This window comes from Aurantiacibacter sp. KMU-128, assembly GCF_056933515.1.
Genome location: NZ_JBXORT010000001.1, coordinates 1,499,985 through 1,522,613 on the forward strand (window position 1 = coordinate 1,499,985; position 22,629 = coordinate 1,522,613).

Sequence of the window (22,629 nt, forward strand, 5' to 3'; positions counted from 1 at the left end):
GTCGGTTAGTGCGCGGTCGTGCCCGGCTCTCCGCCGCCCGCCTGCCCCTGCGGCTGGCTGGCCAGATCATCCGCTTCCGTCCATTCGATCGGCGCGGGCATGGCAGTCAACGCCACTTCCAGCACCTGATCGACATGGGCCACGGGAATGATTTCCAACCCCTGCTTCACATTGTCGGGAATTTCGGCGAGGTCTTTGGTGTTTTCCTCGGGGATCAGCACGGTCTTGATCCCGCCGCGCAGCGCCGCCAGCAGCTTTTCTTTGAGCCCGCCAATCGGCAGCACCCGCCCGCGCAAAGTAACCTCCCCTGTCATCGCCACATCAGGCCGCACCGCGATGCCGCTCAGCGTCGAAACGATGCTCGTCACCATGCCGATGCCCGCGCTCGGCCCGTCCTTGGGCACCGCACCTTCGGGCAAGTGGATATGGACATTCTTGCGCTGGAAAATGCTCGGCTTGATGCCATAGGCAGGCGCGCGCGCCTTGACGAAGCTGAAAGCTGCGGCGATGCTTTCGTTCATCACTACGCCCAGCTTGCCGGTCGTCTTGACTTCGCCCTTGCCCGGCGTAGTGACGCTTTCGATGGTGAGCAATTCGCCGCCCACGCTCGTCCACGCGAGGCCCGTGACAGCACCCACTTGCGGTTCTTCCTCGCTCATGCCGTGCTTGAACTTGCGCACACCGGCAAAGTCGCCGAGATTTTCGGGCGTGATTGTCACGCTCTCGACCTCTTTCTCGAGAATTTTGCGCAGGCTCTTGCGCGCCAGCCGCGCAATCTCGCGCTCCAGCGTGCGCACGCCCGCCTCGCGGGTGTAATAGCGGATGAGGTCGCGCAGACCTTCCTCGGTCAGCGTGAATTCGCCGTCCTTAAGGCCGTGATCTTCCACCTGCTTGGCGATGAGGTGACGGGTGGCGATCTCCACCTTCTCGTCCTCGGTATAGCCTTCGAGCCGGATGATCTCCATCCGGTCGAGCAGCGGCTGCGGCAGGTTGAGGCTGTTCGCCGTGGTGACGAACATGATGTCGCTGAGGTCGATATCGAGCTCCAGATAGTGATCCTGGAACTTGTTGTTTTGTTCGGGGTCGAGCACTTCCAGCAGCGCCGAAGCCGGATCGCCGCGGAAATCCTGCCCCAGCTTGTCGATCTCGTCGAGCAGGAAGAGCGGATTGCTCGTTCCAGCCTTTTTCAGGTTCGACACGATCTTGCCGGGCATGGAGCCGATATAGGTGCGACGGTGGCCGCGGATTTCGGCCTCGTCACGCACTCCGCCAAGGCTCTGGCGGATAAACTCGCGCCCCGTCGCGCGCGCAATGCTTTTGCCGAGCGAGGTCTTGCCGACACCGGGCGGGCCGACAAGGCACAGGATCGGACCCTTAAGCTTGTTGGTGCGCGCCTGCACGGCGAGATATTCGATGATCCGGTCTTTCACCTTTTCCAGCGCGTAGTGGTCCGCATCGAGGATTTCCTGCGCCTTCGCGATGTTCTTTTTCACCTTGCTCTTCTTGCCCCATGGCAGGCCGAGAAGCACATCGAGATAGTTGCGCACCACGGTCGCCTCGGCGCTCATCGGCTGCATCGATTTGAGCTTCTTCAGCTCGCTTTCGGCCTTGGCGCGGGCTTCCTTGGAAAGCTTGGTCTGCTCGATCCGCTTGGTCAGCTCGGCAATCTCGTCGCCTTCGCCATCATCGCCGCCGCCCAGCTCGTTCTGGATCGCCTTCAACTGTTCGTTCAGGTAATATTCGCGCTGCGTCTTCTCCATCTGCCGCTTTACGCGGCCACGGATCTTGCGCTCGACCTGCTGCACGGAAAGCTCGCCTTCCATCACCGAGAAGACCAGCTCCAGCCGCTTCATCGCGTCGCTTTCGGCGAGCATCTGCTGCTTGGTTTCGACCTTGGCAGCCAGTGCGGAGGCAATGGCATCAGCGAGTTGCCCCGCATCCTCGATCTCGGCGAGCGTTTCCTCGATATCGTCGGGCAGCTTCTTGTTGCTGCGCGCATAGTCGGCGAACTGTTCGAGCGCGGTGCGCATCATCGCCGCAACTTCGGTGCCGCTGGCGCTGGTTTCATCAAGCGCGGCGGTCTGCGCGAGGTAGTATTCCCCGTCGAGACGCATTTCGCTCATTTTCGCGCGCGCCTTGCCTTCCACCATCACGCGGACAGTGCCGTCGGGCAATTTGAGCATCTGTTCGATCTGCGCGACGGTGCCGATATCGAACAGGTCGCCGCGCTCTGGATCATCGGTGGAGGGATCGAGCTGCGAGACGAGGAAAATCTCCCGATCCGCTTCCATCGCGGCTTCCAGCGCAGCGACCGACTTGTCGCGCCCGACAAACAGCGAAACCGCCATGCCGGGGAAGACGACAATGTCGCGCAGGGGGAGAAGGGGGTAGGCGTTCATATGCATATCCGTGTGGTTTGCAGCCCACGTTTTAGACGAAGCCGCATGAATTCTGGCTGTAGGATATGGGGGCGCACGTGCTGCACCGCAACAGGTGCGGCGGGAATGTTGGGGATGGGGTGCGGGTAACCCCTTTATCGTGTGCTACTATCGGCCCTGCGTCCTAATCGGGCTCATGCCCCAGACTGCATAGCTGCTCGTCGCGTCGCCATTTGCATCCCGCGCTGGCGAATACCGGAGGCTATCGGACAAAGCCTCGCAGAAGACCGAGATGTCTTCGTCGGATCCCAATGGTGTCAGTCGGGCGCAGTTCTCGACCCTTCCGTTTGTCCCGATAGTGACGCGTACCGGAAGATTGCCTGAAGAAACTTCGCTTGAAACGTTATCAGGCAAGCGAGCCAAGGTGCGCGAGAAGCGCGACGCTTGCCAATCAAACGAAGCCTCATTCCTTAACGTTCGATGGGCTTCGGCATCGATGCCCCAACTTCCGACAAGGTTTGCCAGACATTCTCTGACCGCTTCGAGTGGTTCCGCCATGGAACCGACATTTAGCTCCAGCTCGCTGAAGAAGGTGTCCCTCACATGGATTACCGAAAGTTCGCGTTCGTATTCATCGCGTTCCTGATTGTCGTAAACGAGGTAGCCATTGCCGCGTGAGCTGCCGACGTAGAGAAACGAACGAGCGCCAAAGTAGCCCTCTGCCAAAGAAAGCCGCCAAGCGCGGCTGCCTGCCGAACCTGCGTCGGTTCCGCCGAACTGGAAATGCGGCTGCGCATTGTCGATTAACGGTTCGGGGCGCGCAATCGTCATCCAAAAGGGTGTCCCCGGCGCATACTGGCGCAGCTCGAGGATAACCGGCGCCTGTTCGTTGCCGAAGGTTCGCGCCAAAGCGCAACTGTCGTCCGCGTAGTCGAGCGTCCAATCGGATATGGGGGTGAGCCGCTCTACATCTTCCTGCGCCGCAACCGGCGTGGAAAACATCAGCAAAGCAGCGGCTAGCGCGGGGGAGCAAAGTCTCTTCATAACCGCGAGAATGTCTCCACCCTTCCCGCCTGTCAATCCAGCATCGACTTCACGTAAACCGTTGTTATCGCGCTGCCATCCCAGACATAGGAGAGGTGACGTTCTTGCACGCATTCGCGCACCAATCGCGGACGGAACAGCGCAGCGCATTCGCCGCCCGCGTGGCGGACGCTGGAATAGACGAGGCCGTTTGCGCCCTCCCCGCGCAGTTTGCGGCCCAGGGCCTGCGATGCCGCATAGTCATCGGGCGCATAGACATCCGCCATCCGTCTCTGCCGCCCGCGAACATCGTGCAGCCGGGCATCGAAAGCGACGCGGTAGACGCGCATATCAACCTCCTGCGGCGGCTCGTTCGTGGCGGCGAGGAAGCGGGTGCGGTGATATCTGGTTTCGGCAATCGCGGTGGCGAGGCTCTTCGCGCAGTAGAATGCACCATAGGAGCCATCGGCAAAGCGGTCTCCGCCGGGGCGCAGATGGGTGAAGGCGGCCATGATCGGCGAGCTGCCGGGGCCGGACACGCGATCTTCCGGCGGTACGAGCGTGATGTCCCCCACTTCGTCGCGGATGCGGTCATTGGTCATCGCTTCGAGTTCGAACACCGCCTCAAGGTCAGCCGGATCGGCGACTTTCTCGAACAGGCCAATCGGCGGAAAGCGGCTGGGGATGATGCGGTAGGCGCTGGGCCAGCGGATGCGTTTGACCGGAATGCTCACCCGCGCTGGGCGTCGATATACTGGCGCACCACAAACAGGTCGGCGACATTGCCTGACAGCATCCGCTCCAGCGCGGGCTTGCCGTCAAATAACGGCGCGGCATTGGGCTTGCGCACCCAGTCATCCGCGCTTTGCGGCAGGAGGAGTTGCAGCCCCTTGTAAATGCCGAGAATGTACGAAATCCGCTCCAGCGCGTCACGTGAGAGCGCCGCCACCTTGCCGCGTTTCCAGCTTTGGAGCGTGGAGCGGCTGTCTATGCCGAGCAGCTTCATCTGCTCCGCCTCTTTCAGCTTCCACGCCGCAGCGATGTTGAAAAAGGTGCGCAGCGCCGGGCCGGTCAGGTCGCGGCGCTTGTCGGCAGGGGCTTCGGCGAACGCGGTTGCCATATCTGGTCTCCTTCACGCAATATGTGCATTTTCTGCACAATTGTCAATGAAAGAGCGGATGGCGCACTTTCCGTCTGCTCACCCCATACCCGGCAGGTTGAACCCCGGCGGCAGGCCCATGCCCTTTTGCATTTCCGCCATATGTTCGCCCGCCTTGCGGTCGGCCTTGTCGCGGGCATCGTTGAAGGCGGCCGTGACGAGGTCTTCGAGGATCGACTTCTCTTCCTCTTTGAACAGGCTGTCATCGATGGAAACGCCGATGATGCGGCCGCGCGCGCTGGCGCGCACTTTGACAAGGCCGCCGCCCGCCGTGCCTTCGACCTCGATATTGTCGAGCGCGACCTGCGCATCCTGCATTTGCTGCTGGATCTTGGTGGCCGCTTCCTGCGCGGCGCGCATCATTTCTTCCATGTTTTGCATTGCTGCGTCCTTCCAGAATTTCAATACGCCTCGTCCGGCGCGTCCCATGCCTAGCTTTGCATCAGAGCGGAAAAATCAAGCCCGCTTGTTCCAACCTTCACGCCCGCGCACGGGTTCTTCTTCCTCGATCAAGCGCGCATCGGGGAAATGCTCGAACGCGGCCTTCACCAGCGGGTGGTTGCGGATGCGTTCGGCCTCGGCGCGTTTGGCCGCTTCCCCCTGCTCGAACAGAGTGAGGGCGCCTTCGGCGTCGGAGCGGATAACTTCCCACTGGCCGCCGATAATCTCCTGCAAACCCTGCCGGATGTGCTTGGCGATATCGTCGTCATAGCCCGGCGGCTGGGTGTATTCGAGCTTGCCGGGCGCCAGCGAAACCACCCGCACCTGCGCGCTCAGCATACTGGCAAAGCTGAGCGATCCGGGCGCGCCCGAATTTTCGATCTGTGAAACCATTTCGGCCCAGTCGAGCGCTGCCGTCGCGCCGCCTCCCGAAGCACTGCCAGCGCCCTGCCCCGCCCCGCCGCTGAGCGCGAAATTCTTGAGCTCTTTCGCCAGCTTGCCGGGATCGGGCATATCGGCGGCGTGGAGCACGCGCAGCAGCGCCATTTGCAGCGCCACCAGCGGATCGGGCGCGGTGCGCACTTCGTCATGCCCTTTGAGCAGCAATTGCCACAGCCGGTGCACCTGCCCGGCCGAAAGCCGCTGCGCCCATTCACCAATCGCCGCGCGCTCTTCTTCGGTCGGCGCATCGGGCTCGCCGATCTGGCCTACCGCGATGCGGTGGGTAAATTCCATCAGCGAGCGGATCAACGCGAGCGGCTCGACACCAAGCGCATATTGCTCCGCAACAGCGTCGAGCAGCTTGGCAGGCTCGCCTTCGAGGATGTGCTGGAACAGCCGCCGCTGCGCCCCGCGATCCGCGAGGCCGAGCATATCGCGCACCTTGGCCGCGCTGACCATGGTGGTTTCACCCGCGCTGTCCATATCCGCATGGGCAATCGCCTGGTCGAGGATCGAGAGGCCATCGCGCACCGAGCCTTCGGCCGCCGCCGCGATCATCGCCAGCGCCTCTTCCTCAGCGCCGACGCCTTCCTGCTTGCATACCCAGGCGAAGTGCTTGTGCAGCAACTCAGACGGGATGCGGCGCAAGTCGAAACGCTGCGTGCGGCTGAGCACCGTCACGGGCAGCTTGTCGACTTCGGTGGTGGCGAAGAGGAATTTGACGTGCGCAGGCGGCTCCTCAAGTGTCTTGAGCAAGGCATTGAAAGCATTGCGCGACAGCATATGCACTTCGTCGATGATGTAGATCTTGTAACGCGCCGACACGGCGGCATAGCGCACCGCCTCGATAATCTCGCGCACGTCATCCACCCCGGTGTGGGAGGCAGCGTCCATCTCGATGACATCGATATGGCGACCCTCGGCGATGGCGGTGCAGGGCTCGCACTGGCCGCACGGATCGATGGTCGGCCCGCCCTGTCCGTCCGGCCCGATGCAGTTCAGCGCCTTGGCGATCAGCCGCGCGGTCGAGGTTTTGCCCACCCCGCGCACACCCGTCATCAGGAAGGCGTGCGCCAGCCGGTCGCGCTCGATAGCATTGGCGAGCGTGCGCACCATCGGCTCCTGCCCGATCAGGGCGCTGAAAGTCTGCGGGCGGTATTTGCGCGCCAGGACACGGTAGGGTTGGGAAGCTACAGGTGCAGGCGCTACGGGCGGAGGCGCGGCGGGCTCCTCCGGCACGACCGTGGGCTCGGGCGCAGTTTCCGGCGCGCCAAACATCGAATTCTGGCCAGCCGCCTCCAGCTCGGCCGCAGAGGGTTGCGCCTCTTCGGGCTTTTTCTCGTCACTTGCCCACGGCAAGTCGTCCGGTGTCTCCGGGGAATCACTCATGCGGGCACGCTACGCGCTCGCTGGGCGAATGTCATCGCAACAATGATGTGGAAAAGGAGCCGAGCGACCCGCTGCCATTTACCTGGGCTGCTTCCTTCCGGATCTGACCCGGTGAGCAAACGCGAACGTCCACCCGACTCCCGACCCATATTATGGGGGGGTGACAGGCGGTTTGCAAGGGTGCACACACCGGCGCGGAAACATCGTCACTACGGGAGGGACAAATGCGTAAAGTGAAATGGGTTTTGGGCAGTGCTGCACTGGCGCTCACACTCGCGGCGTGCGGGGCAGACGCGGATCGTACGGCGGATGATGCAGCCGATGCTGCCGATGCATCCGGCACGGACGCAGCGGGTGATGCAGAAGGCGCAGCAGCGGCTACCGCAGCCGTCGATGCGACATCCATAGACTACGGTAATGATGCAAGCGAATATGCCAATGATGGCGAATGCGATGATATGCGCTTTGAGGGCGACGCCATGGCAGCAGGGCTGGTCGCCGAAAATATCGGCCGCGACGCCACCGATTGCCGCGCCGCAGCCGAGGCTGGCGAAATCGCCGTCAACGCGCTGTTCAACCAGCCCGACAATTACGGCGACGATACCAGCGAATACGCCAATGATGATGAATGCGACGATGTGCGCTACGCCATCGATTACGCCGACCGGATGTTCTACATTCCGGAAGACATCGGCCATGACGCGACCGATTGCCGCGCTGATGTAGAAGCAGGGCGCGCACGCTGGCAGGGGCCGACCGCCAATCCTGTTCGCGGCATGACACGCGCCGAATTGGAAGCGATGGCGCGTTAACGGAAATTGTCGGCGTAGGCCTGAATCTTCAGCGCCTTCGCCGGCACATTATGCACCCGCGCGGCAATGCCATATTTCTCGGCATAGGCTTGTGCTGCCTCTGCTGACGGGAACTTCAGCTGCACCTGTTGCCGCGTGTCACCGCTGCCTGCCCAACCCATCAGCGGGTCGGGGCGCTTGGCCTCTGCCGGGATGAAATCGAGCACCCACTCATCGGTGCGCGCCTTGCCGGATTGCATTGCGCTTTTCGGGCGCTTGTAGATACGTGCTTCTGCCATAGTGCCACCGCCGATAATTCAGTCGCCGCCCTTTGAAAAGGCGTTCTTGGTCTTAAGGCTCGGCTTTTCCGCCCAAGGCTCTTCCGGCCAGCGGTGTTTCGGGTAGCGGCCCTTCATATCCTTGCACACATCCGCCCAGCTTCCGCGCCAGAAGCAGGGGAGATCGCGGGTCGCCTGAATGGGCCTGCCAGCGGGACTGGTGAGATGGATGAGCAGCGGCGTCTGGCCGATCATCGGATGCGTGTCGAGCCCGAACAGGGCCTGCACCCGGACTTCGACGCTGGGCGCGTGTTCGCCTGCATAGTCGATGGCGTGGGAGGTTCCCGCGGGGCTGGTGAACTGCTTGGGTGCCCGCTGGTCAAGCTGCTGGCGTTCGTCCCAGGCCAGAAGGCCCAGCGCGGCCTCGGCGATGCGGCCTTGCGGCACATCGAAATCGCGTCGACCCGCAAGCAGAGGCGCAAGCCATTCCCCGGCGCATTCTTTCAGGCTGGCCTCTGACAGGGCATCAACTCCCGCAAAGCGTGCCCGTGCCAACAGTCCAGCGGGGAGCAGTTCCCCCAGCTTCTCGACAGCTTTCTCCACAAGGATATCCACAATCGCCTGAGGATCAGGATCGGGGTCCGGCCCGCTCGCCAATGTGATCGCCCCCAGCCGCCGCTCGTGCCGCGCTTCAACGCGGGCCTCGGCGGCATTCCAGCGGGCGACGGTGCGGGTCTCGATGAGGTGCGAGAGGTGCTGCTCAACATCCTGCTGGCTAAGATGGGCAGCAGCAGTGATGCGCGCCGACTTCGCTTTGCCCTGTGCATCGCCGATCACCAGCCATTCGGCGCGGGCGAGCGGGGATGCCGGATCGAGCTGGAACCCGCGCCCGCCAGCGGAAAGCCATTGCTCCCCCGATGCATCACGGCGGCGCGCGATCATGTCCGGACGGCCAGCGGCGAGGAGGATGGCTGGTGAAAGTGTATTTCCCTTTGAAACCGCTCGTCCTGAGCCTGTCGAAGGACGCTCGCGCCAACGTCCTTCGACAGGCTCAGGGCAATCGGAAATCTCGGTAACCCGCTTCGCCCACCCCTCCGCTAACCGATCCGCGCCCTTGGCCCTTGGCGAACGATCACCCGCCCAGCGCGACAGCCGTTGCTCCAGATCCTCGGAACGCCCGCCCAGCCCGCGCTCCTGCAACAGCACTGCGAGCCGCGCTGCAGTCAGCGCATCACCCGCCTCGGCCCCTGCGAGCAGCATCGCCGCCTGCCACGGCTCCATCGGCAGTGAAGCAATCTGCTCGCCGCGCGGAGTAATCGCGCCCGCTTCGTCCACCGCATCCAGCGCCCGAAGCCGCTCGCGCGCGCTGGCGACCGAGGCTTCGGGCGGCGTATCGAGCCATTGCAGGATCGCCGGATCGGTGACGCCCCATTGCGCTAGGTTCAAAACCAGTGGCGCGAGATCGGCGGTGAGCATTTCCGGCGTGTCAAATTCGGGGCGACCGGCATGGCCGCCCTCCTCCCACAGGCGATAGGCGACACCCGGCCCCTGCCGCGCCGCACGCCCGGCCCTTTGCGCGGCCGCCGCCTGACTGGCGCGACCGGTCACCAGATGCGTTGTGCCTGCCGCACGATCAAATTCGGCGCGGCGCGCGTGGCCGCTATCGACCACCACCGACACGCCATCGAGTGTCAGCGATGTCTCGGCGATGCTGGTGGCGAGGACGATACGACGTCGGCCATCGGGGTCGCGGCGGATGGCGGCGCGCTGCTCCTGCGGCTGGATTTGTCCGTGGAGCGGCAGGATCGGCGTGTTCGGCAGTTTCTCGCCAAGCCGTTCGCGCACCCGCTCGATTTCGCCGACGCCGGGGAGGAAGGCGAGCACATCGCCCTCCTCTTCACGCCATGCGGTGAGGATGGCAGACACCACGCTGTCTTCCAGCCGCTTTTCAGGCGACGATCCGAGCCATTCGATGCGCAGCAGATGCGCCTTGCCTTCGCTTTCGATCAGCGGCGTGTTCCCACCCATCATCCGGGCAAAACGCGCGCCGTCAATGGTGGCGGACATGACGCAAATCCGCAGATCATCGCGCAGCACGCTCTGCGTCTCCAGCGCCAATGCGAGGCCGAGATCGCTGTCGAGATGCCGCTCATGCGCCTCGTCGAACAGCAGCGCGGAAACGCCGGAAAGCTCCTGATCTTCCAGCAGGCGATTGACCAGAATGGCCTCGGTGACGACATTGATGCGGCTGCCCTTGCGGCTGTCGAGCCGCGTCAGATATCCGACCCGCTCGCCGACCGTTTCGCCCAGCATTTCCGCAATCCTCTCTGCCGCAGCACGCGCAGCCACACGGCGCGGGCTGGTGAGGATGATCTGGCCTTGGCACCAAGGCTGGTCGAGCAAGGCAGGCGCGACGACGGTGGTTTTGCCCGCCCCCGGCGGTGCAATCAGGACGGCGGAACTGTGCTCCCTGAGCGCTGCGAGCAAGTCCGGCAGGACGGCATTTATGGGGAGGTTTTCGCTCATCGTCATTGCGAGCGTAGCGAAGCAATCCAGAGTAATGAAGCGATCACACTGGATTGCCGCGTCGCCTTCGGCTCCTCGCAATGACGAAAGTCAGTAGCCCCGCGCCACAGCAAACTGCGCCGCCTGCACCATCGCGCGGCGGGCGGCGGAATCGGGGAAGATATCCAGCGCATCGCAGGCCCGCTGCGCATAGTGCCGCGCGCGTTCGCGGGTGGCGGAGACGCAATCATGCTTGCGGATCAGCTCCACCGCGTGCGCCAGATCCTCGTCCTCGGTGGTGAAACCGGCAATCGCATCCTGCCAGAAGCGCCGCTCTTCCGCATTGCCGCGTGCATAGGCGAGGATCACCGGCAGCGTCATCTTGCCTTCGCGGAAGTCGTCACCGCGATCCTTGCCCATTTCGGCGGCATCAGAATCGTAGTCTAAGGCGTCATCGACGAGTTGGAACGCGATACCGAGATTGCGGCCATAGGCGTCGAGCGCCAGCTCCTCGTCCTCGCTGCATTCGGCAACGACGGCAGAAATCCGGCTGGCGGCTGCGAACAAAGCAGCGGTTTTCGCGCCGATAATGTGCAGATACCGTTCTTCAGAGGTTTCGATCTTGCGCTGTGCGGTCAACTGGTCGACTTCGCCCTGCGCGATGATCGCGCTGGCGCCTGAAAGGATTTTGAGCACTTTCAGGCTGCCATCCTCCACCATCAGCTCGAAGGCGCGACTGAAAAGGAAATCGCCAACCAGCACCGTCGCCGGATTGCCGAACACGATATTCGCCGCTTCCTTGCCGCGCCGCATCTCGCTGCCGTCCACGACATCATCGTGCAGCAAAGTGGCGGTGTGAATGAACTCCACTGCAGCGGCGAGCTTGTGGTGGCGCGTGCCCTGATATCCGACAACTTCCGCCCCCGCGAGCGTCAGCATCGGGCGCATCCGCTTGCCCCCGCCAGCGATCAAATGCCCGGCAAGCGCTGGAATCAGCGGAATTTCGCTCTGCATCCGGTCAAGAATGATCGCGTTCACCGCATTCATCGGCGTGGCAGTCAGCGACAGAATGGGCGCAAGCGTCGGGCGCTCTTCACCATTCTTGCGCTTCAGGGGGACGACGTTGTCGCTCATGCCTGCTCAATGGGGACAAGCGCGCGGCTTGGCAAGCTGGCTTTTTAGTCGCATTCACAGGTGCAATAATGTTGCGGGATAGCTATGGCAGGCGCAATGACCGAAACGACCGACCTGCAGCTCGCCGCATTTCGCAAAAGCATCGACAATATCGATGCCGCGCTGATCCATATTCTGGCGGAACGTTTCCGCATCACGCAAGCGGTGGGCGAGTATAAGGCGGCGAACCGTCTGCCTCCGGCCGACCCGGCGCGCGAGACCAAACAAATTGCGCGGCTGCGGGCACTGGCGGTGGAGGCTGACCTTGACCCCGAATTCAGTGAGGCGCTGCTGCGTTTCATCATTGACGAAGTTATCCGCCACCACCGCAAGGCGCGCGGCGACTAGCGGCACAATGCAAACGGCCCGCGAGGTTGTCCTCGCGGGCCGTCGGTTCCCCCGTCCGGAAAGTCAGTAATCGCTAGTCCGGCTGGCGCTCCCTCACGCGCTCGGCGCGCGATGGCGTCGGCGTCGCCGCACGTGGCGGAGCTGGCGCAGGTGCGGGCGCACTGGCGGCCGGTGCCGGTGCCGGGCGCGGCGGCGGTGCGGCTTGCGGACGCGGAGGAGGCGGAGCGGCCTGTGGGCGCGGTGCGGGCGGTGCAGCCTGCGGACGCGGCGCTGGGGCAGGAGGCGGTGCGGTGCGCTGCGGCCTTGGCGGCGGAGCTATGTTGACGGGCGGCGTCGGATCACGTTGCGATACGCCTGGAGGCGGAGGCGGCGAACGCTCAATCCGCTCTCCGCGATTGCCGCGGTTCCCCTCATTACCACGCGGCGGGCGCGGAGCCTCGCCGGTCGGCCGTTCGGGGCGCGGGCGACGCTCTACCGAAGGCTCGCGCGGCGGAACCGGCGCGGACGCGTTGCGATCCGGGCGTTGGGGCCGCTGCGCCCCTGGTTCGCGCGGCGGGCGCGGCGGCTCGGCAACCGGCGGCTGCGGCTGCACCCAGCGCTCACCGACAGGTTGCGGCATGGGACGCGGCGTCTCGATCCCGCGACCATCGCCGCGCTCGGGCGGGCCAGAGGCGGTATCGAGCTCGCGCGGCGGGCGCGAAATCAGCGGGCGATCATTGCCGGTGGTGGAGGCGCTGTCACCGCGTCCGCGCCGGTCGCCATAGCGATCGTCGCGCCGGTCACGCTGGTCGCGTCCGGCTCTGCGATCTGCCGCATTCTCGGCAATCCGCTGCACGGTGTCGCCTTCGCGCAGATAGTTGCGGCGGTCATAACGCCAATCGCGGTCGTACCGCCCCCAGCGCTGATCGCGATAGCGATGTTCGCGGCCAAAGCGGTTCCAGTCGCGATAGCGGTAGGGCACCGAATAGCCGTAACGGCTGAAATTGAAGTAGAAATCATTGTACGCGCTGCGCCGCGCATACCAGTAGTCGCGGTGCCGCCGTGACCAGAAATACTCGGTGCCGTAGCGGTCGTACACATACTCGCCCACGCCGGGATAGTAGTAGTCATCATACCAGCCGTAATAGCCCGCGCCGTCGTCATAATCGTAATAGCCGTAATCGGCATAGGCGTCGTCATAATAGCCGTAATTGCTGTAGCCGTAGCTGCCATAGCTCACGCAGGCAGAGAGGCCGAGCGCGGCGGCTCCGGCAAAGGCGATTTTCAGGACTCGGTTGTTCATGGTCACTACCCCCGGCAATTCACTGTCGCATTTTGTATCGGTTATGTCGTGCATTAATTCTGACCGGCTGTGACAGCATTCAGAAAGGTTTGCCTCTGCGAAACTGAATGTTTTGCGCCTAAGCCGAGGGCGCGCGCGGCAGAATGAGCTTGACCAGCAGGCCGCCCAGATCCTCGCTTTCGTGCAGGCTGACGGTGCCGCCGTAAATCTGCGCCACATCGCGAACAATGGCGAGGCCAAGGCCGGTGCCCGGCTTGCCCGTATCGAGTCGCGCGCCGCGTCCGAAAATATCGTCGCGTGCCTTTTCGGGGATGCCCATCCCGTCATCTTCGATCCAGATCACGCATTCCTTCGCGTCAGGTTCCGCATCGATGGTGATGAACACGCTGCCCCCGCCATATTTGGCAGCGTTTTCGATCAGATTGCCGAGCAGTTCGTCGAGATCCTGCCGTTCCATCGCCACATCGGCATCCGGCCCAGCAATATCGAAGCGGACGTGATGGTACAGGCGCGATACGGCGCGCTCGACGCCTTCCGCGCTGTCCCTTGCCGATGCGCGTGATAGCCCCGTCGCCCGCCGCCCCACGGCGCGGGCCCGCGCGAGGTGGTGGTCGACATGGCGCTGCATCACATCCGCCTCCCGCAGCACCGCTTCGGGCAGGTCGGGCGATCTGGCGTGCGCGGCGTTGTTGAGGACGGTGAGCGGAGTTTTGAGCGCGTGCGCGAGATTGCCCGCATGGGTACGCGCTTCTTCCGCCTGCTTCTCCGAATGTTCGAGCAGCGCGTTCAGCTCCTCCACCATCGGTTGCACTTCAAGCGGCAGCGGCTCGGTCACGCGGTTGAAGCCCGTTGTGCGGATGCGCGCAATCGCCTGCCGCACACGGCGCAGCGGGCCGAGGCCGTACCATGTCTGCGCCATCGCCATCAGGAACAGGCCGATCCCCAGCACCGCGAAAGACCAGGCGAGCGTTCCGCGCACCTGCGCGATCTGTCCGTCAATCGCGTCGCGGTTCTGCGCCACGACGAACTGCCACTGCACATCGCTGCCGGGTAATTGTACCGTGCGCTGGGCCATGCGCAGCGTTTCGTCCTCGAACTGCTCGGAATCGTAGAAGATCGGTTCCAACGCGATCACGTCGCGCACCACCAACCGGTCATCCCATAAGGAGTTGGACGGAAACGGCTCCCGCCCCTCGCCCGTCACCTGCCAATAGGAGCCACTGCCCGGTTCAAGATAGGCCTGATTGCCGAGGATCGAATTGAACCGGACTTCACCGAAATCGTCGATCTCGGCCGAACGCAGCATGGAATTGAGCGGGATGGTCAGCCGTTCGTCAAATTCGGCTTCGAGCTGGCTGGTCAGCACCCTGTCGAGCGCCACACCGCCAACGGTCAGCAGGATGGTGATCCATCCCGCTGCGATCATCATCATCCGGCGTGAAAGGCTGCCGGTATGCGGGGCTTCGAAAAGACCTTCGTCTTCGGGCGCGCCCTCCGGTGCCGCGGCCTCTTCCGAAGCCGCCGCATCCTCTGGCAGAGAAACGTCGCCGATGTCGTCCGCGCTATTCGCGTGGTGCTTCGTCGGGGTCGTCGAGGCTGTAACCGAGGCCACGGATCGTTGTAATGACATCTGCGCCCAGCTTCTTGCGGATGCGCGTTACGAACACTTCAATCGTGTTCGAATCGCGGTCGAAATCTTGATCGTAGATATGTTCGATTAACTCGGTCCGACTCACCACCTTGCCTTTGTGGTGCATCAGATAGCTCAGCAGCTTGTATTCCTGCGCGGTCAGCTTCACCGGCTGGCCAGCCAGCGTCACGCGGCCCGAGCGGGTATCCAGCCGCACATCGCCCGCGGTCAGTTCGCTCGACGCATTGCCCGATGCACGGCGGATGAGCGCGCGCAGACGGGCGATCAGTTCCTCGGTCTGGAACGGCTTGGCGAGATAATCATCCGCGCCCGCATCCAGCCCGGCAACCTTGTCGCTCCAGCTGTCGCGCGCGGTCAGCACCAGCACGGGGAACTTGCGGCCTTCCTTGCGCCACATCCCGAGCACGGTCAGCCCGTCGATCTCCGGCAGGCCGAGATCGAGCACGACTGCGTCATATTCCTCGGTCGAGCCCATGAAATGCCCGTCTTCGCCATCGGTGGAGAGGTCCACCGCATAACCGTTTTGCTCCAGCGTCGTTTTCAGCTGCTGGCCAAGCGTCGGCTCATCTTCAACAATCAGAAGGCGCATCGAAAAATCCCTGTCAAACCACCGCGCAACCTGTTGCGCACTCGCTGAAACGCGTCAAGCAAGCAAGGAGTTTCCGGTGGGGAGAGGTTTAGCGCGAATAGCGCAGGATGCGCGCGCTGCGGGCATCGACATCGACCCAGATCATCCGGCCATTGCGGATGAATTTGAGCCGGTATGCCTGTTCTTCGGAATCATATTCGAAGCCGATATACTCGTCGGTCTCGCGCATTTGCGGGATTATCCGCCGCTCGATATCGCGGATCGGCATGATCCGTCCGGCTTCCATCTGCGCCCGTGCAGAGGATTGCTCACCGCCACGCTCGCGATCAAACGCCTGCGCTGCTGCGGGCGCGCTGGCAAGAGCGGCGGCCATCGCGATGGCGGAAAGAAGGATGGTCGGCTTTTTCATAATGGCTGTCTGCCTAAAGCTGCGGCGTTGAACAAGGTCTGAATTGCGCTGGACGACGATGTTCAGACTTGTTTCGCCGCTTGTCACATCCCGCCAGCCGCCGTAGTGGCGCGCCTGCAATGGCAGAACCCCCTCTCCTCAGCCTCGAAGGCGTCGGCCTCCACCAGGGCGGGCGCTGGCTGTTCGGCGACCCCGCGACGAGCGAGGGGCTCGATCTCCATATCGGCCCGCGAGACCGGATCGCACTGATCGGCCGCAATGGTGCGGGCAAGACCACGTTGCTGCGCCTGATTACCGGCGAGATCGAGGGCGATCGCGGGACACGCAAAGTGAAGCCGCACGCCAATATCGTATGGCTGGAGCAGGAGCCCGACTTCTCCGCGCACGCGACGCTGATGGACTTTGCCACAAGCGGCACCCGCGCGCCTCCCGAACACGCGGTGGAAGCCATCGCCGGACAACTCGGCATCGACATGGCGCGCGAGGCAGCGACCGCCAGCGGCGGCGAAAGGCGCCGCGCCGCCATCGCCCGCGCGCTGGCGCAGGAACCCGATTTGCTCTTGCTCGATGAGCCCACCAACCACCTTGATCTGGCCGCTATCGACTGGCTGGAGGCCTGGCTCACCCGTTACAAGGGCGCGTTCATCGTTATCAGCCACGACCGCACTTTCCTGAAACGCCTGACCCGCGCAACGCTGTGGCTCGACCGTGGCAATCTGCGGCGCAAGGAAGTCGGCTTTGGCGGCTACGAAGCGTGGGAAGAGCAGGTCTATGCCGAGGAGGCACGCGCGGCCGAAAAGCTCGATGCCAAACTGAAGATCGAAGCGCACTGGCTCGAACGCGGCGTAACCGCACGGCGCAAACGCAATATGGGCCGCCTCGAAAAGTTGTGGGATATGCGCGCCGCCCGCGCCGCCATGATCTCGCCCGCAGGCACCGCCAAACTGAAGCTGACGAGTGATGAGGACTTCAAGAGCAAGTCGGTGATCGTGGCCGAGGATATTTCCAAGACCTACGGGGACCGCCCCATCATCAAGCCCTTCAGCTTGCGGATCCAACGCGGAGACCGGATCGGGATTGTTGGCTCCAACGGGGCGGGCAAGACGACCCTGCTCAAACTGCTCACCAAAGAGCTGGAGCCCGATACCGGCAGCGTCACCCATGCAAAGACTCTCAGCGGGGTGATGATCGACCAGCAGCGCGCTCTGCTCCAGCCCGAACTGACCGTGCGGCAAGTGCTCGCCGAAGGGGGCGACTGGCTCGATGTGCGCGGCGTGCGCAAACACGTGCAGGCCTATCTCAAGGATTTTCTGTTCGATGCGAGCCTGATCGATGCCAAGATCGGCACCTTTAGCGGCGGCGAGCGCAGCCGGTTGCTCCTCGCCCGTGAATTTGCCCGCACGTCGAACCTGCTCGTCTTGGACGAGCCAACCAACGACCTCGATCTCGAAACGCTCGACCTGTTGCAGGAAGTGATCGCCGATTACGAAGGCACGGTGCTGATCGTCAGCCACGACCGCGACTTCCTCGACCGGACGGTGACGGTGACGCTCGGCCTAGATGGCAGCGGCACGGTGGATATCGTCGCGGGCGGTTACGAAGATTGGGAGGAGAAGCGGACAAAGAAGGCCGCGAAGCGCCAAAAAACTCCCCTCCCGTGTGCGGGAGGAGCCGGGGGAGGGAATGTAACGGCGGACGGTGACATGCCCTCCCCTAATCCCGATACCCGCCCCGGCGGAAGCCGGGGGCAACGGGAGGGGAACGCCAAACTCTCCTACAAAGACCAGCGCGATTACGAATTGCTGCCCGACCGCATTGCCGAGCTTGAAGCGCTGATCGCCAAGGGGGAAACCGCGCTCGCCGATCCCGATCTCTACAGCGCCGATCCCGCGAGGTTTGAACGCATTTCCAAATCGCTGGAACTCGCGCGCAGCGAGAAGGACGAGGCGGAAGAACGCTGGCTGATGCTGGCCGAACAGGTCGAAGGCTAGGCCGCCAATCGTGGTGAATCCGCGTTAACCACTTCTGGTTACAGCGATTGCACCAAACCGCCGCAAAAGGCGTTCTATGGGCAATGCCGCATCTTCCGCGCTTCGGATCGACGAAAACGCTTATGGCAGTCTTGAAGGTCTGGGCTCAGGCCTTGGCGGCGGCGTGCGCAAGCTCAAGAAAAAGCCCGTTCTGGTGCTCGACCCCGAAGAACTGGCGCAGGCCCATGCGGCTTTCCACGAAGCTTCGGCGGAACAATTGGGCGAAACGGTCGAACGCGCTCCACGGCCCGCGATGATCCTTGGCCTTGCGCCGATGGATGACGATGACGCCGAAGAAATGGGCCAAGCCGACGATGTCGACGAGGATGCCGATACCGGCCAGCCGTCCGCCGAGGCCGTGCTTTCGCTGACCCGCCGCAAAAGCGCACCGATGGTTGACGATACCGGTCCGTTGGGCCTCGAAGAAGACTATGCCCCCATCGGCGACGATTTTGTGCCGGAAGATGATGGCATCGGCATGGGCCCCATCGAACGGCTTGGCACAATCGAAGACGGGCTGGATATCGCCAACCGCATCTTCCCCTCGCTTTCGCTCGACAGCGGAACCTATCACGAGCCCGAGGACTCGCCGCGCGAACTTCTCGAAGCGTCCTTCGAGCAACCGCCCGTGCAGCGCGAAGAACCTGCACCGCGAGCGCCAAGCGCACCGCCGCGCAAAGAGCCGGAAGAGACAGCTTTGCAGGCCGTCGCCCGCCGCATCGAAAACAAGTCGCGCATTGTGGATGTCACCCCGCCTGCGCCAGAACCGCCCGTTACAGAGCCCGATCTCGCGCCGGTAGAAGAAGCGGCACAGCCCGAAACGGCGTCTCCCGCGCCTGTGCGCTTCGACGAGCTCAATCCGGCGAAGGATTATGAGGCTCCGGACGAGGTGTATGATCTCGACGCATGGTTGAGCGAAGAAGACGCGATCGAAGACATCGCGCCCGAGCACGCCGCTGAACAGCCGGAGGATTTCGCGCGCGTTCCGGAAGCCGAAATCGAACCACCCGCCGCTGTCGAAACCCGCGCGCCCGTCTCCACCGATACGGCCGTGCAGGAAAGCACCACCTTTACCGATGACGACAGCCTCGACGGTTACGCCTTTATGCGCGACCAGTCGCCTCGCCGCAAAGTGTTGAGCAGCGCAGCGCCGGGCCAACAGAGCGCGCTGCGGGCGAAGCTGCTGCGTGAGGCCGAGGCGGAACGTGCGGCGAAGGCTAGCCAATCGCCCTCTTTGCTTGTCCGCTTGTGGAACCGTCTGCTCGCCTTCCTGCGCCGCAAGTAAGGCCGCGGGTTCACCCGATCCGGTAGAAATCCGCCACCCTGTCCAGCGCCAAACGCAGCACCAGCTTCCCGCTGCGCGCGGGCCAGCTCAGCGCCTTCTCCGCCACCGGCAGGGTCTCGCCTGCACATACGACGCGCCAGAGGATGTCTTGCAGGCCCTTCCCCGCTTCGCGCAACGCGCCGTCGAAACGCTGCTTCGCGGCAAGCTGGCGTTCGGTCGGGGACAGCCCGTGCTCGCCCGAGCCTTTAATCCGCACCGGATCCCAGCGCATCGTCACCGGCGGGCCGAGCTGCGCCCGTTCGTAATCCGCCCGCAACCGCTCGCCCGCGTCGAAGAGCCGCGCGTCGAGATGGCCGTGCGCATGGAGCCAGCCGAGCGGGCTTTCCGCCACATTCACCGTAACGCTGCGCTTGCGGCGGCTGACACCGCCCTGACGACGGGGCCCCTCGGGAGTTAGTTCACGTTGTACATACTGGCGCTGCATTCGGGCCTCCTTCATCGTGACGATGGCAAGGCCCTTGCATTTGCAAATCGGTTGTAGGAAAGAGAAAAAATTACCAATTGGGTTAAATCCATCCGCCGACGGAGTGCCGCACATGATCAATCGCATCCGGGATATCCGCAAGCGCAAGGGCATGACGCTGGCCGAAGTCGCCGCCGCTTGCAATCCGCCCACTACCGCGCAAACCATCGGGCGGCTCGAAACCGGGATGCGCAATCTCTCGCTGGTCTGGATGAACCGCATCGCAGCCGCACTCGGCGTCGATCCGGAAGCGCTGGTCAAGGCCGAGGACGAGGCGCAGCCGCAAGTCGTTGCGCGGCTCACCAGCGGCGGGGCGGAAAGCCTGTCCAGCCCGCGCGATGCCATCCTGCCCACCGAACTGGTCGATAGCGGGAAGCTCGTCTGTCTGGAAATCGAGGTGGGACAAGGCGAATATCGCGCCGGCGACCAATTGTGGATGCGCCAAGTCTCTCCCGATGATGCCGCGCAGCTCATCAATCGCGATGTGCTGGCCCCGCGATCGGGCGGACGGTTCGCTTTCGGGCGGCTGATTGACCGGCAGGGCGCGCTGGTCGGATTGCTGCCGCCGGGCATCGGCCAGCGGCAGATCGTGATCGATAATCCCGCGTGGCTCGCCGTTGCCGAAATGCTGGTGCGCAAGCTCTAGTCCGGTACCGTCCCATGCCCCGTATCCTCTCGATAGCTACGCTCTATCCCAACCGGCACGTTCCGCGTTTTGGCACTTTTGTCGCACGGCAATTCGAGGCGTTGGCGGCAATGGACGATTGGGACGTGACGGTCATCAATCCCATCGGCGTGCCGCCCGTGCCGATGGGCAGGTACAAGGCACGGGCCGCTGCGGCGGTGAGCGGCGAAGAGGCGGGTGTGCACGTCCACCGTCCGCGCTTCACGCTGATTCCGGCTGTCGGTGGACCGTTCAACCCCGCGATGATCGTCCGGGCTGCCCTGCCCCTCGCCCGGCGCCTGCACGAAGGAGAGCCGTTCGATCTGGTCGATGCCCAATTCTTTTACCCCGATGGGCCCGCAGCGGCGCGGATTGCGGCGGAACTCGGCTTGCCTCTGAGTATCAAGGCGCGCGGTGCGGATATCTCGCATTGGGGGAATACGGGTTACGCGCAGCGCAAAATGATCGCGGCGGCCGAGCAAGCGGCGGGATTGCTGTCGGTAAGCGGCGCGCTGGCGGATGACATGGTCGCTATCGGCCTCCCGCGCGAGAAGATCACGATCCACTACACCGGGCTCGACCGCGAGCTGTTCCGCGTTCGCAACCGCGCCAAGCAGCGCCGCAAGTTGGCGGAGAGCCATGGTATTTCCCTGCGCGATGACGAGCGCCTGCTCGCCTGCGTCGGCGCACTGATCCCGCGCAAGGGGCAGGAATATGTGCTGCGCGCTCTGACCGGCCTGCCCGAAGTGCATTGCGCTTTCGTCGGCACCGGGCCCGATGCGGCGGCGCTCAAACAGCTCGCTTACGAGCTTGATCTTCCACACCGCGCGCATTTCCTCGGCAGTCTCGACCATGGCGCGCTGCCCAAGCTGCTGTGCGCGGCCGAGGCGATGGTGCTGCCTTCGGCAAGCGAGGGGCTCGCCAATGCCTGGGTCGAGGCGCTCGCATGCGGGACTCCGCTCGTCATCACCAATGCCGGCGGCGCGCGCGAGCTGGTGAGGCAGCCATCCGCCGGCCGAATTGTCGAGCGCACGGCGGAAGCGATTGCGCTAGGTATCCATGCGGTTCTGGAGGCGGGTTACGCGCCGGAGGACGTCGCCGACAATGTCGCGCAATTCAGCTGGGAGGCGAATGCGGCGAATTTGGCGGCGTATTATACAGGGCTGATCTCACAGTAATCGTCATTGCGAGGAGCCGCAGGCGACGCGGCAATCCAGTTACGACGGGACTGGATTGGTTCAGGCTGCGCCTGTGCTTCGCAACCGCTCCGCTCGCAATGACGGTTAGAGAATCAAACCTCGCCGCGCGCCTTCTTTTCCTGCCGGTCTGCCACCGTCTCTTCCGGCACGAAACTGTCCGAATTGACGCCCAGCCAGATCAGGATCGGCGCGGCCATATAGACCGAGCTGTAGGTGCCGACGAAGATACCCAGCGTAATCGCCGCCACCAGGCCGAACAGGCTGGCAGGACCGAAAAACAGCAGGGGCAGCAGCGCGATAAGCAGTGTCAGGCTGGTCATCACCGTGCGGGCCAGTGTCTCGTTCACCGACAGGTCGAGCAGCTCGGGCACCGGCATCTTGCGGAATTTCTTCAGATTTTCGCGGATGCGGTCATACACGACGATGGTATCGTTTAGCGAATAGCCGATGATCGCCAAAATGGCGGCGATGATTTGCAGGCTGAATTCCAGCTGGAACAGCGCAAACATCCCCAGCGTCAGCGACACGTCGTGGAACAGCGCGAACAGCGCTCCCACACCGAACTGCCATTCGAAACGCACCCAGATATAGATCGAGATGGCCAGCATCGCCGCAAGCAGCGCAAAGACCGATTTTTCGCGGAATTCGCCTGCCACCTTTCCCGACACCGTTTCGTTGGCATCGCGGCGAACATTTTCGAATTCCGACTGGATTTCGGCGATGACTTCTTCACCGATCGCACTTGCCGCGCCCGGCGTGTCTTCGGCACCCTCCGGCAAGGCAACGCGCACGCTTACCGAATTGGCATCGCCGAACCGTTGGATCGTCGGCTCGCCATAGCCGAGCGTGCTGAGGTTCTCGCGCAATTCGGCAATCGGCGCCTCCTCCATTTGCTCGAAGGTCACGCGCACTTCCTGCCCACCGGCGAAGTCCACGCCGAAATTGAGGCCCTTGGTCATCACCAGGCCCCAGCTCGCCGCGATCAGCACGATGCTGACGAGGTAGAACGGCACCCGCCATTTCAGGAAGTTGATATTGGTGTTGTCGGGGACGAGTTTGAGCAGTCGCATA

The 22,629-nt window shown here is 63.4% G+C and carries 21 protein-coding genes and 1 other RNA gene; 6 read left to right on the forward strand and 16 right to left on the reverse strand.

Features of this window, described 5'->3' with window-relative positions:
- Positions 1-5: 5 nt before the first annotated feature.
- The 7 genes from lon to ffs all read right to left on the reverse strand — a co-directional run bounded on the left by lon (position 6) and on the right by ffs (position 6,975).
- Entirely contained in the window at positions 6-2,405 is a 2,400-nt protein-coding gene (lon, locus tag ACS0VV_RS07545; protein ID WP_483532104.1) for an endopeptidase La, read from the reverse strand.
- Positions 2,406-2,546: 141 nt separating this feature from the next.
- Complete coding sequence (locus ACS0VV_RS07550; protein WP_483532105.1) at positions 2,547-3,380, reverse strand: hypothetical protein; 834 nt, start codon at positions 3,378-3,380, stop codon at positions 2,547-2,549.
- 74 nt (positions 3,381-3,454) lie between these two features.
- Positions 3,455-4,135, reverse strand: a complete 681-nt coding sequence (locus ACS0VV_RS07555; protein ID WP_483532106.1) for an RES family NAD+ phosphorylase — start codon at positions 4,133-4,135, stop codon at positions 3,455-3,457.
- The gene (locus ACS0VV_RS07560) at positions 4,132-4,521 is read right to left on the reverse strand and encodes an antitoxin Xre-like helix-turn-helix domain-containing protein (RefSeq protein ID WP_483532107.1); all 390 of its coding nucleotides are present in this window, start codon (positions 4,519-4,521) and stop codon (positions 4,132-4,134) included. The genes ACS0VV_RS07555 and ACS0VV_RS07560 overlap by 4 nt, the downstream gene beginning before the upstream one ends.
- A gap of 78 nt (positions 4,522-4,599) precedes the next feature.
- Positions 4,600-4,989 carry a YbaB/EbfC family nucleoid-associated protein gene (locus tag ACS0VV_RS07565; RefSeq protein ID WP_483532108.1) on the reverse strand — a complete coding sequence of 130 codons (390 nt, stop codon included), beginning with the start codon at positions 4,987-4,989 and terminating at the stop codon, positions 4,600-4,602.
- Between the two features lie 27 nt (positions 4,990-5,016).
- Positions 5,017-6,831, reverse strand: a complete 1,815-nt coding sequence (locus tag ACS0VV_RS07570) for a DNA polymerase III subunit gamma/tau (protein ID WP_483532109.1) — start codon at positions 6,829-6,831, stop codon at positions 5,017-5,019.
- Positions 6,832-6,880: 49 nt separating this feature from the next.
- Positions 6,881-6,975: signal recognition particle sRNA small type (gene ffs / locus ACS0VV_RS07575), an RNA gene on the reverse strand.
- Positions 6,976-7,055: 80 nt separating this feature from the next.
- Here ffs and ACS0VV_RS07580 point away from each other — a divergent pair.
- Complete coding sequence (locus ACS0VV_RS07580; RefSeq protein WP_483532110.1) at positions 7,056-7,643, forward strand: hypothetical protein; 588 nt, start codon at positions 7,056-7,058, stop codon at positions 7,641-7,643.
- On the opposite strand, the gene ACS0VV_RS07585 is transcribed toward ACS0VV_RS07580, so the two are convergent.
- From ACS0VV_RS07585 to ACS0VV_RS07595, 3 genes are all read right to left on the reverse strand, one after another.
- Positions 7,640-7,921 carry an ETC complex I subunit gene (locus ACS0VV_RS07585; protein WP_483532111.1) on the reverse strand — a complete coding sequence of 94 codons (282 nt, stop codon included), beginning with the start codon at positions 7,919-7,921 and terminating at the stop codon, positions 7,640-7,642. The two genes, ACS0VV_RS07580 and ACS0VV_RS07585, sit on opposite strands and share 4 nt — an antisense overlap.
- Before the next feature lie 18 nt (positions 7,922-7,939).
- Positions 7,940-10,426 (reverse strand): ATP-dependent helicase HrpB, encoded by a 2,487-nt coding sequence (gene hrpB / locus ACS0VV_RS07590; RefSeq protein ID WP_483532112.1) that lies wholly within the window; start codon positions 10,424-10,426, stop codon positions 7,940-7,942.
- A gap of 90 nt (positions 10,427-10,516) precedes the next feature.
- On the reverse strand, positions 10,517-11,539 hold the full coding sequence (locus ACS0VV_RS07595) for a polyprenyl synthetase family protein (protein ID WP_483532113.1): 1,023 nt from the start codon (positions 11,537-11,539) through the stop codon (positions 10,517-10,519).
- Between the two features lie 96 nt (positions 11,540-11,635).
- Between ACS0VV_RS07595 and ACS0VV_RS07600 the strand changes: the two genes are divergently transcribed.
- Positions 11,636-11,926, forward strand: a complete 291-nt coding sequence (locus tag ACS0VV_RS07600; RefSeq protein WP_483532114.1) for a chorismate mutase — start codon at positions 11,636-11,638, stop codon at positions 11,924-11,926.
- Positions 11,927-11,999: 73 nt separating this feature from the next.
- Here ACS0VV_RS07600 and ACS0VV_RS07605 read toward each other — a convergent pair whose 3' ends face one another.
- From ACS0VV_RS07605 to ACS0VV_RS07620, 4 genes are all read right to left on the reverse strand, one after another.
- Positions 12,000-13,208: a hypothetical protein gene (locus tag ACS0VV_RS07605; protein WP_483532115.1), complete on the reverse strand. Its 1,209-nt coding sequence runs from the start codon at positions 13,206-13,208 to the stop codon at positions 12,000-12,002.
- A 118-nt stretch (positions 13,209-13,326) separates the two neighbouring features.
- The gene (locus ACS0VV_RS07610) at positions 13,327-14,820 is read right to left on the reverse strand and encodes a sensor histidine kinase (RefSeq protein WP_483532116.1); all 1,494 of its coding nucleotides are present in this window, start codon (positions 14,818-14,820) and stop codon (positions 13,327-13,329) included.
- Positions 14,771-15,448, reverse strand: a complete 678-nt coding sequence (locus ACS0VV_RS07615) for a response regulator transcription factor (RefSeq protein ID WP_151975183.1) — start codon at positions 15,446-15,448, stop codon at positions 14,771-14,773. The genes ACS0VV_RS07610 and ACS0VV_RS07615 overlap by 50 nt, the downstream gene beginning before the upstream one ends.
- A gap of 88 nt (positions 15,449-15,536) precedes the next feature.
- Positions 15,537-15,857 carry a PepSY domain-containing protein gene (locus ACS0VV_RS07620; RefSeq protein ID WP_483532117.1) on the reverse strand — a complete coding sequence of 107 codons (321 nt, stop codon included), beginning with the start codon at positions 15,855-15,857 and terminating at the stop codon, positions 15,537-15,539.
- 119 nt (positions 15,858-15,976) lie between these two features.
- Here ACS0VV_RS07620 and ACS0VV_RS07625 point away from each other — a divergent pair, with 119 nt between their 5' ends.
- Together ACS0VV_RS07625 and ACS0VV_RS07630 are read left to right on the forward strand one after the other, a co-directional pair.
- Complete coding sequence (locus ACS0VV_RS07625) at positions 15,977-17,848, forward strand: ABC-F family ATP-binding cassette domain-containing protein (RefSeq protein ID WP_483532118.1); 1,872 nt, start codon at positions 15,977-15,979, stop codon at positions 17,846-17,848.
- 76 nt (positions 17,849-17,924) lie between these two features.
- Positions 17,925-19,172 (forward strand): hypothetical protein, encoded by a 1,248-nt coding sequence (locus tag ACS0VV_RS07630; protein WP_483532119.1) that lies wholly within the window; start codon positions 17,925-17,927, stop codon positions 19,170-19,172.
- Between the two features lie 10 nt (positions 19,173-19,182).
- Here the strand turns inward: ACS0VV_RS07630 and ACS0VV_RS07635 are convergent, their stop codons facing one another.
- Positions 19,183-19,656 (reverse strand): DUF6456 domain-containing protein, encoded by a 474-nt coding sequence (locus tag ACS0VV_RS07635; protein WP_483532120.1) that lies wholly within the window; start codon positions 19,654-19,656, stop codon positions 19,183-19,185.
- Positions 19,657-19,768: 112 nt separating this feature from the next.
- On the opposite strand from ACS0VV_RS07635, the gene ACS0VV_RS07640 reads away from it, so the two are divergent.
- Positions 19,769-20,341: a helix-turn-helix domain-containing protein gene (locus tag ACS0VV_RS07640; protein ID WP_483532121.1), complete on the forward strand. Its 573-nt coding sequence runs from the start codon at positions 19,769-19,771 to the stop codon at positions 20,339-20,341.
- 14 nt (positions 20,342-20,355) lie between these two features.
- Positions 20,356-21,537 (forward strand): glycosyltransferase, encoded by a 1,182-nt coding sequence (locus ACS0VV_RS07645; RefSeq protein WP_483532122.1) that lies wholly within the window; start codon positions 20,356-20,358, stop codon positions 21,535-21,537.
- A 113-nt stretch (positions 21,538-21,650) separates the two neighbouring features.
- On the opposite strand, the gene secF is transcribed toward ACS0VV_RS07645, so the two are convergent.
- On the reverse strand, positions 21,651-22,628 hold the full coding sequence (gene secF, locus ACS0VV_RS07650) for a protein translocase subunit SecF (protein WP_483532123.1): 978 nt from the start codon (positions 22,626-22,628) through the stop codon (positions 21,651-21,653).
- Position 22,629 lies beyond the last annotated feature (1 nt).

Bases quoted from the DNA above. Each gene is read 5' to 3' on its own strand.
- lon (WP_483532104.1), bottom strand. From the start codon at position 2,405: ATGCATATGAACGCCTACCCCCTTCTCCCCCTGCGCGACATTGTCGTC.
- ACS0VV_RS07550 (WP_483532105.1), bottom strand. From the start codon at position 3,380: ATGTTTTCCACGCCGGTTGCGGCGCAGGAAGATGTAGAGCGGCTCACC.
- ACS0VV_RS07560 (WP_483532107.1), bottom strand. From the start codon at position 4,521: ATGGCAACCGCGTTCGCCGAAGCCCCTGCCGACAAGCGCCGCGACCTG.
- ACS0VV_RS07565 (WP_483532108.1), bottom strand. From the start codon at position 4,989: ATGGGACGCGCCGGACGAGGCGTATTGAAATTCTGGAAGGACGCAGCA.
- ACS0VV_RS07570 (WP_483532109.1), bottom strand. From the start codon at position 6,831: ATGAGTGATTCCCCGGAGACACCGGACGACTTGCCGTGGGCAAGTGAC.
- ACS0VV_RS07580 (WP_483532110.1), top strand. From the start codon at position 7,056: ATGCGTAAAGTGAAATGGGTTTTGGGCAGTGCTGCACTGGCGCTCACA.
- ACS0VV_RS07585 (WP_483532111.1), bottom strand. From the start codon at position 7,921: ATGGCAGAAGCACGTATCTACAAGCGCCCGAAAAGCGCAATGCAATCC.
- hrpB (WP_483532112.1), bottom strand. From the start codon at position 10,426: ATGAGCGAAAACCTCCCCATAAATGCCGTCCTGCCGGACTTGCTCGCA.
- ACS0VV_RS07595 (WP_483532113.1), bottom strand. From the start codon at position 11,539: ATGAGCGACAACGTCGTCCCCCTGAAGCGCAAGAATGGTGAAGAGCGC.
- ACS0VV_RS07600 (WP_483532114.1), top strand. From the start codon at position 11,636: ATGACCGAAACGACCGACCTGCAGCTCGCCGCATTTCGCAAAAGCATC.
- ACS0VV_RS07605 (WP_483532115.1), bottom strand. From the start codon at position 13,208: ATGAACAACCGAGTCCTGAAAATCGCCTTTGCCGGAGCCGCCGCGCTC.
- ACS0VV_RS07615 (WP_151975183.1), bottom strand. From the start codon at position 15,448: ATGCGCCTTCTGATTGTTGAAGATGAGCCGACGCTTGGCCAGCAGCTG.
- ACS0VV_RS07620 (WP_483532117.1), bottom strand. From the start codon at position 15,857: ATGAAAAAGCCGACCATCCTTCTTTCCGCCATCGCGATGGCCGCCGCT.
- ACS0VV_RS07625 (WP_483532118.1), top strand. From the start codon at position 15,977: ATGGCAGAACCCCCTCTCCTCAGCCTCGAAGGCGTCGGCCTCCACCAG.
- ACS0VV_RS07630 (WP_483532119.1), top strand. From the start codon at position 17,925: ATGGGCAATGCCGCATCTTCCGCGCTTCGGATCGACGAAAACGCTTAT.
- ACS0VV_RS07635 (WP_483532120.1), bottom strand. From the start codon at position 19,656: ATGCAGCGCCAGTATGTACAACGTGAACTAACTCCCGAGGGGCCCCGT.
- ACS0VV_RS07640 (WP_483532121.1), top strand. From the start codon at position 19,769: ATGATCAATCGCATCCGGGATATCCGCAAGCGCAAGGGCATGACGCTG.
- ACS0VV_RS07645 (WP_483532122.1), top strand. From the start codon at position 20,356: ATGCCCCGTATCCTCTCGATAGCTACGCTCTATCCCAACCGGCACGTT.
- secF (WP_483532123.1), bottom strand. From the start codon at position 22,628: ATGCGACTGCTCAAACTCGTCCCCGACAACACCAATATCAACTTCCTG.